The organism is Gilliamella sp. B2887 (assembly GCF_026537015.1).
Classification (GTDB): Bacteria; Pseudomonadota; Gammaproteobacteria; order Enterobacterales; family Orbaceae; genus Gilliamella.
In genome coordinates this window covers 134,926-148,836 of the sequence record NZ_JAFNMX010000006.1, presented here as the reverse complement: position 1 = coordinate 148,836, position 13,911 = coordinate 134,926, and the positions used below count along the sequence as shown (strand labels likewise).

The 13,911-nt window shown below is 33.1% G+C and carries 7 protein-coding genes and 1 pseudogene; 6 read left to right on the top strand and 2 right to left on the bottom strand.

The genetic code is table 11. The annotated features are described in order from the left end of the window. From J3U13_RS06780 to J3U13_RS06765, 4 genes are all read left to right on the top strand, one after another. Positions 1 to 710: hypothetical protein (locus J3U13_RS06780; RefSeq protein ID WP_267341011.1), on the top strand; the 710-nt coding region annotated here is incomplete at its 5' end. Positions 711 to 712: 2 nt separating this feature from the next. After that, a complete protein-coding gene (locus tag J3U13_RS06775) occupies positions 713 to 934 on the top strand; it encodes a hypothetical protein (RefSeq protein WP_267341010.1) in 222 nt (73 codons plus the stop codon). Continuing rightward, positions 934 to 3,726: a phage tail protein gene (locus J3U13_RS06770; RefSeq protein WP_267341008.1), complete on the top strand. Its 2,793-nt coding sequence runs from the start codon at positions 934 to 936 to the stop codon at positions 3,724 to 3,726. The genes J3U13_RS06775 and J3U13_RS06770 overlap by 1 nt, the downstream gene beginning before the upstream one ends. A 6-nt stretch (positions 3,727 to 3,732) precedes the next feature. Beyond that, positions 3,733 to 4,599 (top strand): hypothetical protein, encoded by an 867-nt coding sequence (locus J3U13_RS06765; protein ID WP_267341007.1) that lies wholly within the window; start codon positions 3,733 to 3,735, stop codon positions 4,597 to 4,599. Positions 4,600 to 5,230: 631 nt separating this feature from the next. Here the strand turns inward: J3U13_RS06765 and J3U13_RS11505 are convergent. Continuing rightward, a pseudogene (locus J3U13_RS11505) lies at positions 5,231 to 6,235 on the bottom strand (site-specific integrase). Between the two features lie 768 nt (positions 6,236 to 7,003). On the opposite strand from J3U13_RS11505, the gene J3U13_RS06750 reads away from it, so the two are divergent. Together J3U13_RS06750 and J3U13_RS06745 are read left to right on the top strand one after the other, a co-directional pair. After that, positions 7,004 to 7,777, top strand: coding sequence for a BRO family protein (locus J3U13_RS06750; RefSeq protein ID WP_267341002.1), 774 nt, complete (start codon positions 7,004 to 7,006; stop codon positions 7,775 to 7,777). A 139-nt stretch (positions 7,778 to 7,916) separates the two neighbouring features. Next, the gene (locus J3U13_RS06745) at positions 7,917 to 8,597 is read left to right on the top strand and encodes an endonuclease (RefSeq protein ID WP_267341001.1); all 681 of its coding nucleotides are present in this window, start codon (positions 7,917 to 7,919) and stop codon (positions 8,595 to 8,597) included. A gap of 299 nt (positions 8,598 to 8,896) precedes the next feature. Here the strand turns inward: J3U13_RS06745 and J3U13_RS06740 are convergent, their stop codons facing one another. Next, on the bottom strand, positions 8,897 to 13,840 hold the full coding sequence (locus J3U13_RS06740; RefSeq protein WP_267340999.1) for a DNA repair ATPase: 4,944 nt from the start codon (positions 13,838 to 13,840) through the stop codon (positions 8,897 to 8,899). Positions 13,841 to 13,911 lie beyond the last annotated feature (71 nt).

Here is a 13,911-nt window from a genome sequence, read left to right as displayed (position 1 = left end):
TTACGAGAGAAAGCATAAAAAGAACAGCAATAAAAAGAGATTCAACGTTATCTAAAAATAAAGTTGAAATCAGTGTACCAATTAGTAACAAACTGGCACAAGATTGGATCAATCCTGACATAACAAAGTATCTTCTTGTTGATATTTTTGTAAATAACGATAATTCTTTAGAACTGTCGTGGTCAGGACGGTTAACTAAAACTAAAATATCAAAAAAAGAAATGACGTTTACTTTTGAATTATTTATTACCCGAAGCGGTAACACTGCTGTCAATGAACGTGTACAACGTACATGCCGATATCAATTGTATGGGAAAAAATGCGGATTAAATAAAAAATATTTTGCAATTTCTGGAGAAATAACTGGGATGGAAAAAAATACACTCATTGTGAATTTTGAATCTTCTATTCCTGATAATTATTTAGCAAGCGGTATTGTTGATTTTGAAGGTATTGAACAAACTTACATTATTGCTAATACTGATAAATCTATCACAATGATAAGAGAAAATAAACACATCAAAAACGCATTAAAATACGGATCAGTAAAGGCTACTTTTTATAAGGGTTGTGATAGAACAACTAATGCATGTAAATCGTTTAAAATATACGATGAAAAAGGATCGCTTATTCTTAATGGTAATCTAATCAACTATGGTGGTTTTCCTTACCTCCCCCTTGAATCGCCAACTAAAACATCAATAGGTTAATTATGTTTGCAATTATTGGTATAGCTGTTTCGATTATAGCCGCGATAGCAGGTGTTTTATTGGCTGCAAGAGTAAAAGCAAGTAACAAAATGACCGCGGATGATATTAATACGGGGACATCCAAAGAGGGCACTGAAATTCCTGTTGTTTTTGGTACTGTTAAAGTGAATAAACTCATTTATGTCTGGTATGGAAATAAAAGTACGGCGAGGATAAAAAAATAATGGGGTTATTCGGTAAAAAGAAAAAAAGTGTTATTGGGCATAAATATTATCTCGGTATGCATGCTTTGCTTTGTCAGGGGCGAATTGATTTTATTAATAAGATTTTTTTTGCGGACAAGGTTGCATGGGCCGGACGAAAACAAGTGGGCTCAATTAACATAGATAAGCAAAACCTTTTTGGTGGTATTTACCAGGAAGGAGGTATCGCTGGTACTTTCAATATTCATAATGGATCTCACGATCAAGATCGAGATTCATATTTAATAAGGAAGTTAGATAGGTTTATTCCAGCCTATCGACATGTAGCGTCAGTTGTTATGCATGGCGGCGATAAAGGTTTTTATATCGGTAATACGCCTTACCCTAAAGAAGTATCTTGTGTTGTTCAGCGAATTAATTATCAAGATTCAGAAAATGAACAATGGTATAAAGAAAAAGCCGCAATATTTACGGGTGATGGTAAAAAAATAGCTTTTGCTTTTGTACTTGATTTTAGTCTTAGCCCAAGCGAGCAACAGATGAAAAACATGATCAGTGCTCTAGATTATTCTTTTGAGCGAATTAAAGAGATTATTACAAATACCAAAACAAGAGTGGATGTTTTCGTTGGTTTATATAATGGTAATTCAAAACCATTTAACTTAAAAAAAGAAAATATAACGATTGATACACTTAACTATTTCTTAGCTTTGGTCAAACTTCAATATCGAATAAGCGGTGATAATTTACCCTTAATAATGGATTTAGTTGCTGATTTTTTTGATAACACTTTAAATAAAAAATATCACCGAATTTGTATATTCATGTCAGACGATGAAATATCCAATATACATAGTAATGGTAGTGAACGTGTTAAGCAAATGATAGCGAGAACAGGTAAATTTAGCGATATAAATAGCGTAGATATTTATTGTGGATCACTCAGCAATAAAATTGGTAATTTGTCTCATATCGACAATACGCCTGAAGATACCATACCAGTATCAATTGGGCTAAATGATATGCAAAATATATTTACCGTGGCTTACGGTAAAATAGGAAACGATATGAATCCAGCTCACATACTCCGAGAGCTTGTTTTAAATGAAAATTGGGGTATGAATTCAGGTGGCGTAAAAAATGAAATTAATGAAGAAAATTTTAAAGAGGTAGCAGACAGGCTATATTCTGAGTCGTTTGGACTTAGTTATTATTGGACTTCTCAAGGTAAAATAGAAGAGTTGAAATCAAATATTGAAGAAACTGTTGATTGTGTTTTATATCAGAATGCTACAACAAATAAGTTTGAAATTAAACTCTTTAGAGAAGATTATAAATTATCTGATTTAAAGGTATTTGATGAAAGTAATATTGTTGACGTTGGTGAAATATCAAAAAATATAATAACGGAGATGATTAACTCCGTAACGATTAATTTTATTGATCGTGAAAATGATTATGTGCAAGGTTCAGTAACCGTACGTGATGATGCATTAATTAATCTTGTCGGTGGTGAAAATAATACAACCATTTCTTACGATATGGTCTATAGTAGAGCATTAGCGACAAGGCTTGCTTTACGCATCTTAGGTGTATTATCTAGTGATTTAGCCTCTACGCAAATTACGGTTAACACTGAAGGTAGAAAGTTAAGCGTTGGTGATGTTTTTTTGCTTAATTTGCCATATTATGAAATGAATAATACACCTATGAGGGTGAAATCAATTGATAACGGGACTTACACAAGCAATAAAGTTGTTATTAATTGCACGGTAGATGTATTTAATTTGTCAAATATAGGATTAATCGGTGATCAACCCTCTATAACCATTCCGCCTGACTCTTTACAAAGTATCAATAAAACGTTATTAATTGAAACGCCGTATTATTTGATTGTTCAGTCTGTCGGTCAATCAATTGCAGATTTCAGCCTTGAAAACATGGATGTTTGTAATATATCAAGTGTTGTTTCAGGTGTTTCGAGCGATGTAATGAACATTGAACTTTTAACTAGTAAAGATAATGAAAAATTTGATTATGATAGTGATGTTGATATATGTGAATCAAGAAAGCTTATAGAATCTATTACACAACTAGATACAGAATTATTAATTGATTCTTCTATTGAAGCTGATCTTGATGATTTTATTATTGTCGATAATGAAATAATGTTTATATCGTCAATTGTCGATAATAAAATCATTGTAATAAGAGGTTGTCTTGATACGTTGCCAGAGCCCCACAAAAAGGATTGTGTTGTTTTCTTTTGCGAAAATTCATTAAATATATCTGAGAATGATTATTCAATGAATGAGGATATTTATTGTAAATTTATGCCGTTAAGCGATAGTGATACACTAAATAACAATGAAATAATAACGCAACATATAAACATGAAAGGTAGAGCAAGAAAACCCTATCCACCAGCGAATGTAAAAATTAATCAAATTTATTATCCTGAGATGCTTTTCGGTTCCAGTCTAACAGTTACATGGTCACATCGTAACAAGAAAACCCAAAATAAAAAGTTGGGTTTTTTTATGGGTAATGTACAGCCAGAGAATGGAACTAAGTATCAAATAACCATACATCTTAATGAGAAAATGCTTGTAGATGAAGTTGTAACAAATACAATTAAAACTTTTTCTTTACCAAGCTTAGCTGTTGGAACCTTGCATATTAAGATTGTCACAATTTTACATAATGAAGTATCAATTCCTTATCAACATAGCGTAGATCTTCAAAGTTTAATTGTATTTAAATTTAATAATACACCTTTTAATCCCAATAATCCTATTTTTTTATTTGAGTAAATAACTATGAAAATTTTAATAATTACAAATAAAATAAGTAATGAAAGATCTTTAACATTAAAGAATGCGTTGAACAATGCACTTAATCATGAATCAACACTAATTGCTGATAATGATAATTCACTTACTGTTGATTATGCAAAGCAGTTTGATTGTGTAATATCAACACTTCAAAATGCAAACACAATAATACTGAAATCAATTCTTGATGCAGAAGTCCCCTTAGTTGTTGGTAATGATTTATTATATAATACTAATTCATCTCATTTAATTCTTGGGATGACAACCACTGGAGGGTCAGTTATTTTGAAAAAAGAGCATCAATATCTTAAGCCAGCTGCTGATCACTTCATTTTTAATTCTGCAAGCATTCTTAGTAGAATGGAAAATATCCCAGTCTTTTATGGTTCTAGTCTTGGTGACGAGTCATCATCTATAAAAATTAGTACGTTATGTTCAAGCGCTGTAGTTCTAGGCGCTAATGCAAATGTAAAGGATGGTTATGCAGATACGGTTTTTTTCAAAAAGGGAGGTGCTGATGCTTTAGGGGGAACTTTTAAGGCTAACTGTATGTGGTTTGGTTGGTTAAGTACTGTCGGATACACAGCTGCTGGGCTTAATTTACTTAATTCTATTTTATATTTTATTAATAACAAAACGAAGATATTAAATGGTTCCGTACAAAGTAGTGAAGGGAATGGCTTAAGTCGTGATGTTTACTTTTATCAAAAACCTACAATGACAGCATATAAAACAAGAAGTGATAATTTAGGTCAATTTTCAATTGAATTGCCCTCAGGACATGAATATGTTGGCATTTCCTTTGATGAAGGAGATAAGAATGCGGTGGTTAATGATAAGATCATTATCTAGATAAAATGCTTTTTAAATTTGAAAACGTTAATTTGTTGTAGAGGTAATTCTGGCTTTGGGACTTTATAATAAACCATGTTATCCATAATAACCAATACACATCAGTTTTATGTAAATATCGTTCACGGATGTGATAAATGTCATACTAGATCACATAACCATTTAATATATTCAATTGCTTTTTTATACGATTCAAAAATACCAACTTTATTTAATCCATTGTTTCGATAAAAACACCACCATTCTTTATTGACATCAAGTGACGGAAAAATCAGGTACGAATCATTTTTGCAATTGTAAATTGAATCGTTATCTGGGTCGGTTAGTATATAAATCGTTTTTGTGTAGTTTATTGTGATCATGTTATGAAAGGTTAGTTAGTTTTATTCATCATAAACTAATATTTTTTGGGAGTGTGAATTGAAGTAAAAAGTTGGAAAGTGGATCGCAGAAAGTGTTAGAATAATCAAAAAACATAAAATATATCTTTAAATATTATTTTAATGAACCTCTACGGTATTTTAAACGGTATATTATTTTTATTTTATATAAAAATTCATATAAATCAAATATATATTCTTTTTCTTTTAATCCTGTAGGGGACGCCATTAAATATAAGATAATCAACGAGTTATACCGCCAAGTTTACGCCTTGATTATCTTTATTAATGTTTTGTGACCAAATTGTGACTGCATTTGAAAATTGACTTAAATGGTCAGCATTCAAATAAGCGTATTTTTTCACCATTTCTAGCGTTTTCCAACCTCCAACCTCCTAACTCTTTTAGAGTAAATAGAGGTGTTCTACTTTGAAGATGGCAGCTCGCCCATGTATGCCGTAAATCATGAAAATGAAAATCTTTGATATTGCATTTTTCAGTAGCACGATTAAACGCACGGCGATCAATATTATTGATATGATTGTTTTTCGAATTTACAAACACACAGTTTTTATTGATCAATCGTCGGCTTTTTAATAACGCTATTGCCTCGTCATTTAATAATAGTGGTCGAGCGGTTTCGTTTTTTGCAATATTATTACTGACTATTGTTATTTTATTGTTAAAATCTATTTTAACCCATGTCATGGTTAAAATTTTGGTACCTCTTGCAACTGTTAATAGGGCAAATAAACAAACATCTTTCAACCATTTTAGGGAAAGAGCTTTTCATAGCTTTTGAACTTGTGGTTTTGTTACCTACCTAACCCTAATTTTAGGCTCTTTCTGTTTTCCGACATACGGAACAGATGCAATCCAGTTGTTCTTTTGGGCTAAACTCAACGCCCTGAGTATGGTCTTGTGATATTTATTTTTTGTAGCTGGAGCCAACGGTGCTTTATTTTTTGCATTATGTGTCGGTAAATTATTATCTATCATTTCACTAGTAATGCATGATAAAGGTTTACCGCCGAAAACCGGTCGCCAATATTTTGCATGTCGGACCTTCGTTGCATAATCATTTTGATTTTTTCCATCATTCAATCATAATAGCAGAGCCTTATCAAAGGTCCGCTCCAATCGTTTGTCCAGTCTACTTATAGTCGACAGTTCATGTTTTACTTTCTCGTGATACTCATGGGCGAGTTTTTATCACTCACCTCAATAGATCGTCTAATTCTTGTGTCGCTTGGCATTCGATTTGGACATGCTTATCATAGGATAATCGATATCATTGAAAGAAAAATACTCACTACAACAGAATTGACAGTGTTTTAATTGTTCAGTCATAATTATTTCCGACTATCTATTGAATCGATTTTGTTTGATATCTCTCCATAAACAAGTTTTCGAGCATTCTATTTTTTATACAAACTCTTTTGCTAAAATGGTATACATTGATATGGAAAACGTACTATTAGCTGCCTATATTTTATAGCCGATGATGTCATCATTTTTACTTTTTCTACTTCGCTCATACGTCTCACTAATATTGCAAAAATTTTTTTAAAAATAACGACATCACTATCACACAATGGTTTGGAAATTCATCAATTAAAATGCGATGCTCTTTACAAAATATCATGTAAAAAATAGGCGTAAAGTTTGGCAAGAAAACTTCTAAAATAAATGAAATTTTACTTACCAAAAAGTGATTTTTTAAAGGTCATATCATCGAATTTTTCACGAAAGTAGCGTGGTTGACAATGATTGTAAATAAGTTATATATTATAAAAAACGTTAGCACAATCTAACGTCGGGATTGGCGTCCTGAACTTTTACGAGAATATAGCCGCTATAAGCGGTATTTTTATGCATGCTTAGTTATATTTTTATGGTGGGCTGAGTGAGGGCTTCGAAAGAAGCACCGTTTCTCGTAAAGACGGTACGCCAACCTTATTCAGTTCACCTCCAATATTGGCGTGTTGGTGGTGATTAAATAACTTATTTACGAGGATTTAATCATGTCAAACTTATCAATTTTTAATTTTCATCAATCACAAGTTCGTATTCAATTTTTAGAAAATCAGCCGATTTTCTGTTTAAAGGATATTGCTGGTATTTTAAATATTAGCAATGCTAAAGTAAGTCGTTTTAATATATCAATCAAGGGAGTACATAAAATGTACCTCCCTACAAATGGTGGTAATCAAGAACTGTTATTTATTAACGAACCAAATTTATATCGTATCATTTTTAGAAGCAATAAAAAGGAAGCCATAGAGTTTCAAAATTGGGTATTAGAAGAAGTATTACCCACAATTAGAAAAACTGGATCATATTCATTAACAATTAATGCAGAACAACAACAGCAAATCCAACAAGCCATTAATGAGCGGGTTTATCGAACAGGTGAACGGCTTCAAGCTGTTTACTCAAAATTTCATCAGCAATTTAAAATTACGAGCTATCTGGATTTGCCATCTTGCAAATTTGATGAAGCGATGAAGTGGCTTGGCGGTATGCATTCTAGAAATGCATTGTCTGATGAAGATTTGTATAAATTAGCCTGGTTATACAAAGCTGCCGATAAAATGCGTTATCAGATAGAATTAATAGAGCCGGCATTACGCTTGATGGATTCGAAATTTAGAGGCGCTTTTTACTCAATGGCTGTTGAATATAAGCGGACTTTAAATGATGCTAGAACAATAATCGAACGGGAAACAGCACACATTAAAACTAAAAGAATTGTAGATAATTGGCATAAAGTTTTGCCGATAATAAGAAATAATTAATTTTACCACTTAACCTATTAAACTAATTAACCCTTTAATTTTTTTTAAGGTTTAAAAACAGTAATGTAAAAATGCGTTTTTTAGCGCACAAAGTTTAAGCCCACTCAATAGTTGGGCTTTTTATTATGTTAATTGAATTATGAAAAAGCTATTTGTTACTCTTTTATTTATTCCTCATTTTGTTCACTCAGCCCAAAATTTTAGTACAGCAAAAACAAAACTCATTCGATTGTACAAATCAAATTCGGAACAGACTACTTTTTATTGCGACTGTGAATTTACATTCAATAATAAAAAGGGGGTAGTTGATTTCGATAAATGTGGATATGTACCTAGAAAAAATCAAGTGCGGGCTAAACGCATTGAATGGGAGCATGTTATGCCAGCAGAGAACTTTGGACGTCATCTTCAATGTTGGCGAGATGGTGGGCGTAGCAAATGTAAGAAAGACCCTAACTTTAATGAAATGGAAGGAGATCTACATAACTTACAGCCATCAATTGGTGAAGTTAACGGTGACCGTTCTAATTATCGATACTCGCAGTTTACAAAAGAATTTACTCAGTACGGAAAATGTAAAAGCGCAGTAGATTTTAAAGATCGAAAATTTCAACCACGAGATGAAATACGAGGCACTATCGCTCGCACTTATTTCTACATGTCAGATAAATACAATATTAATTTATCAAGTTCAGAATATAAGTTAATGCAAGCTTGGGATAAGATGTATCCACCTAATGCTTGGGAATGTGAACGAAATACCTTGATAAAGCAAATTCAGGGTAACGATAATAAGTTCATTACCCAACAATGTAATTAAACCGATTTAAGTCGGTTGTTACATTCGAATAAAGAAATAATACAGGGTTGGGTAGATTTTTGAATCTAGACGAACTATGCTGTATATATTAATTGGTATGTGATAAAAACATTATTTTGTCAAATAGTTGATAATAATAAATGGAAATTATTTTCAAAGCTATGTTACTTATAATTTTTAAAATTATAAGTAACATAGTTCGAAATGATGGATAGTTTTGATGAAATTTAAATTTTTCTCAGACTTTATCCTTATTTTTACTTTTAAAACTATCGAGAACGATCATTACCCCACTAGTTTTATAACTTTAACGCTTGTACGCTTTGTACTAGATCAGCGAGTTGAGTAACTATTTGGTTACCTGTATTGGTTTCATCACCACCCAGTGTTTTATTTCGCATAAAATCATGTTTGATTTGTTGCCATCGTTCAGTTTGTTCTTTTGTTAATACTCCTCGAATTTCGGCTAATTTAAGAAGGTTTTCTTCTGCGCCGTTTGTTAGTAATTGTGCTTCTCCTAAGTAATGATCTTCGATAACTTGATTGAGTTCTTCATCATTCATTACTGACGAAATTTTTTCAGCAAGTTTATTCATATTTCGATAACTGCCTTGTAACTTAAATGGAGGTTCAGTACGGTATTTATCCGATTGTGCTGCACTAATGATGTATTGCTGATTCACTTTAAATACTACTTCACGAATTTTTAATAAATGGCGTAGAACTGCAACAATTTCACTTATTTCAGCTTGACTATAGTCATAACTTAGCTCATTGGTATTAAGTGGTTTGCCTTGGGCATGATCGATGAGATGATAGAGATCATTAAGGTCACGTAATGCCAAAGGGGACAGAATTGAATTAGAGGTTAAACAGTTTTCAATATAACTTGAAGCAAAAACCTCATCCATACCACCGAGAACTTCACCTAAGTTATATATATCAGCACGGTTAGCTAACATATCAGGTATCTTAAATACTTCACCTGACTCAGTATATGGGTTACCCGCCATAATAACGCAGAATTTTTTACCTCTTAAATCATAAGTTTTTGTTTTACCTTTCCAAACACCTTCAATACGGCGAGATCCATCACAAAGTGAGATAAATTTTTGTAAAAATTCTGGATTGGTGTGTTGAATATCATCTACATAAAGCATAACGTTGTTGCCCATTTCCAATGCTAAATTTAATTTTTCAAGTTCTTGACGTGCCGTTGCATTGGGCGCTTGTTGGGGATCAAAAGATAAAACACTATGTCCTAATGCTGGTCCATTAATTTTCATAAAAATTAAACCCAAACGATTGGCGATATATTCCATTAATGTCGTTTTACCATAACCAGGAGGGGAGATAAGTAATAATAATCCCATTAAGTCTGTTCTTCTGCTTTCTCCAATGGTACCCATCTGTTTGGCTAGGTTATCACCAATAATAGGTAGATAGATTTGATTAATCAGTTTATTGCGAACAAAAGAACTTAATGGTTTTGCTTTAAACTCATCGATGCGCAAAAAGTATCGCTGTTCCTCAAGAACTTCTTGACGCAAAGTCTGATAATGTCGAAATTCAGGAATGACCACTCTTGCATGTTTACGCATACGACTAAAGAAATCATCGAGGTTAATATTTAAAATCCCTTGTTTGATTGTTGGATGTTCACCTAATAAGTCATTAACGGTGATATCCAGTTCAACTTCACTGATTTGAATATTTATATTATTTTCTTTATCTAGCATGCACAGCAAAATTGCTTCGGGTATGTAGTCAACGAATTTTTGATATTGAGGTAGAGTACAAAGTCCTTTATACCAACTTTCAATAAGATTCCATCGATCCGTCAAACGAGTTTGTAAATTAAGTTGTGATTGATTAAAATCCCCCCACATATGAAGTTCTTCTAACTTAGCTTTTAGTCCTTCATACATGTAAGTACTGTATTTGCTTAAATTAAATTCCTGTGGTATTTCAGTCAATGCGTAGCTTAGATATTCAGTCGCTTGTTTGATATGGTAATCTTCATGATGTATTGGAAAGTTTTGCAAAAATTGATTCAACTCTGAAGCCATTTCAATTTGTAGATTAATTAATCCTTCATCATGACCAAAAAGAGCTAGAATATCTTTGCAGGTCTTGGCTCTTTCGGGCCATAATTTTGCGACATCACTCTTTTGATTATATTGCCAAAATAGTATAGCTAAACTCCGTGCCAATGGATTGTAACGTAATAAACCAGCTGCTTCTCCTAATGGAATAAGTTTGGATAAGATTTTTACAGCATCATGGTCATGAATACCTTTTTCATAGCCTTCTCGATATCGCATGGCTGCGTAATCACGTACAGTTTTAACCAAGTTATCTGGTTGACTTAATTGAGTGACTAATTCTTCATAACTGAGATCAATCTCTTTTTTTAACGTCGCATTGATTATGGAGTAAGCTAGGTATTCACCACGATAAAGTGTCGGTGACTCAGATTCAATCGTTATGGTCCAGAAAGGCTTATAACTTTCTAAGCGACTATTCTCGATTTTTTCTTGATAATCCGTACCAGTTAATTGTAAATATAGGTGCGTTTCTTTCGGAACTATAGTTAAATCAAGTTCTTGAGTATTGACACTGAATTTATGTTTCGGACCTAATTTTATGACATTGCCGCCAGATTCAAATATTTCTGATTTATCGCGTAATGCTCGTATGGCCTGATCACGTGCACTTTTAAACCGTGATTCAATATCATCGGCTTTAACGTTATCGAATAAATTCCTCAATTTTTCAATAATTTCACGAATTTTTAAAGCTAGTGGGTCTGCCACGAAAAAAGCGTTAAGTTCATTTTGATCCGAAAATTTAGCCGTACGTCTCGGAATGCTATCTAAGATGCGAACAGCTGCGGTAAGCAAGGATTCAGTGCGTCTTGTACGGTCTTCTAGTAGTGCTTGTTTGTGAGTTTCAAAAGATTCTAATATTTCTTCACGTTTAGTCAGTATGTCATTAAGGAATTCTTCGCTTTCGCTAAATTGGTTTTCCAGTTCTTCAAGTTGAACAAGTAGTCTTGATAATTCATCGTCACATTTTTCTGGAGTAGTTGCGATGCTTAAAGCGCTAGCGATGCTTTGACTAAATAGTTTGAATTGAGCACCAAATTGTGCAATCATTTCAATACTTGATAGATTTTTTCGTTTTTGATTGATTCTTGCTTTAGTTTGATTTAGTTTGGCATAAACCTCGGCAATTGATTCAATAATCTTAGTTTGAAGTGTCACATCATCAAATTTTAAAGATGCCATAAGTTGCGAAAGCATATCCAAATCATTGGACATTTCGTCCGTGATTTTTATTGGCTCAACGAGTTTGACTACAGTATCAGCTTCCTCTAAATATTTTTCAATGTTATCTATTTTTGACATAAATGGTTCGAGAGCTTTTTCGCTACCTAAAAATCCGGCAGTAGCAAGTGAAACTAAAGATTGACGTTCTTTTAGCTCAATTTCCATTTTATCAATTTGCTCTAAATTGATATAACGATAAGTTCTCAATGTCACAAGGCGACCTAATTGCAGTTTTATGGCATTAAGCGCATCGACGAATTCTTGTGTGTCTTGCCAGCTATCAGGATATAATTTGGTTAGTAAATCTTGCTGATGAGTAATAGCCTCACGCATCGCACTTTCTGATTGGCGTCGAATGCTTTCTACTTTTTCGTATTCATCAAGTACTAATTCACTGGTTTGGGTAATATTACGAAGTATTGGTGAGAAAGATAGATTTTTTTCATCAGCAAGCCAAAAATAGCCATCAAATAATTTTTTAGTATCTTCACTTAATTTGCTATAGAGTTGTGAAGAGATGGATTGATTATCAATTTCGCGAGAAATAAAATAGAGATCAGAAATTCCACGTACTAATTCAGCGTTGCCGATTTTGCCTAAAAACGTATTGTGGGTTGGCTGTGTTGCTGCAAATTCGGCACTATAAAAGGGCGTTTGCCAAATTTGCATTGGATGAACGCGAGTTGGTTCATTGTTTTCTCCTTCAAATACAACCATTCGCCCATCTTCAAATACGGCATAACCATGACCTAGAATTGGGTTATCTAATTTTCGCTCAATCATATTGTAATTGAATAGAGCTAGACGACCAGAATTTGGTTCATAAAAAATGTATAAGACATCTTCACCATTGGGTGAACGACGAATGCGTCTAAAACGCATTCCAGCCATTGATTGATCGAATGTTTTGTATTCTCCATTTTGTAAGTAGTAACCACCAGGGAATATCACTCCATGATCTTCTGGCAATTGAATACATGCTTGACCAATAAAGTCAATTCGTTGTGCTTTTTGGGTAAGGGTATTATAAATTAGGTATCGCCAATTATCTTCTCGGTAGGGTAAGACTTTTAAAAGAATTAAGGCGCCTACTTTTGCGTATTCAATTTTTGCATCGTTTATTGATTGATTTTTATCTAATACCTCTTCACGATAAATACCTAATCCATCGTTAGTATTGTTTTCACATTTTATGGTAAGGTCACCACCAATGGTTTCAACAAAAACGGTATCAAGAATATTCACATGGGAGAATCGACCATTAACGATATTTTCTCGGGTAGTTTCAGTCCATTCAAAATCATAAGCAGGAGGTAAAGCAATATCACGCTCTCCGCGATTATCAATATAGTCAATCGTTTTTTTATCGCTGGATATTGACCAGCGAAAAACTCGAATGTCACTAACTCTTTCACCAATCTGAAAACTGGCAAGAAGCTTACCGTCTCGTTCAACCAGTTGCAATAATTGAGCATTTTTATAATAGGTATAAAGTTCATTAAAGTCTTGAACAAAACGATTGATATTTAGAAAAGTATTTGACAGATCAACCGGATCTGCCTCGTAATTGTCATCACGTTCAACAAGATGGTAAAGAGAAAACACATCTTCAATTTTTGTTTCTTTTTTTAATCCTAAAAAGACGTTATAACCAAATAATAACCAATCACCAAATCTAACGATATCTCGAGCGATACAGTTATTTTCGGTTCTAATACGAATTCGCCCAATGATTGACATATCACTTTTACCAAATTCCGAAAGTCGTTGTTGATTCAAGGCTTCCGTTTTCTGATTAAGTTCTTGCCCCAAAGAGGTTAAACGTTTACGAAGGATCTCATAGGCTCCACCTTCTGCAACCGCTTTATCGAGTGAATTTTGTTGCTCGTTTTCTTGTTTTATTTCTGCCATTTTTTACTCTTGATCTTTTTACAGAAAATCTATTACCTTCGGTAAAATTTAATATTCTACCGAAGGAAGAT

Bases quoted from the DNA above. Each gene is read 5' to 3' on its own strand.
- J3U13_RS06775 (WP_267341010.1), top strand. From the start codon at position 713: ATGTTTGCAATTATTGGTATAGCTGTTTCGATTATAGCCGCGATAGCA.
- J3U13_RS06770 (WP_267341008.1), top strand. From the start codon at position 934: ATGGGGTTATTCGGTAAAAAGAAAAAAAGTGTTATTGGGCATAAATAT.
- J3U13_RS06765 (WP_267341007.1), top strand. From the start codon at position 3,733: ATGAAAATTTTAATAATTACAAATAAAATAAGTAATGAAAGATCTTTA.
- J3U13_RS06750 (WP_267341002.1), top strand. From the start codon at position 7,004: ATGTCAAACTTATCAATTTTTAATTTTCATCAATCACAAGTTCGTATT.
- J3U13_RS06745 (WP_267341001.1), top strand. From the start codon at position 7,917: ATGAAAAAGCTATTTGTTACTCTTTTATTTATTCCTCATTTTGTTCAC.
- J3U13_RS06740 (WP_267340999.1), bottom strand. From the start codon at position 13,840: ATGGCAGAAATAAAACAAGAAAACGAGCAACAAAATTCACTCGATAAA.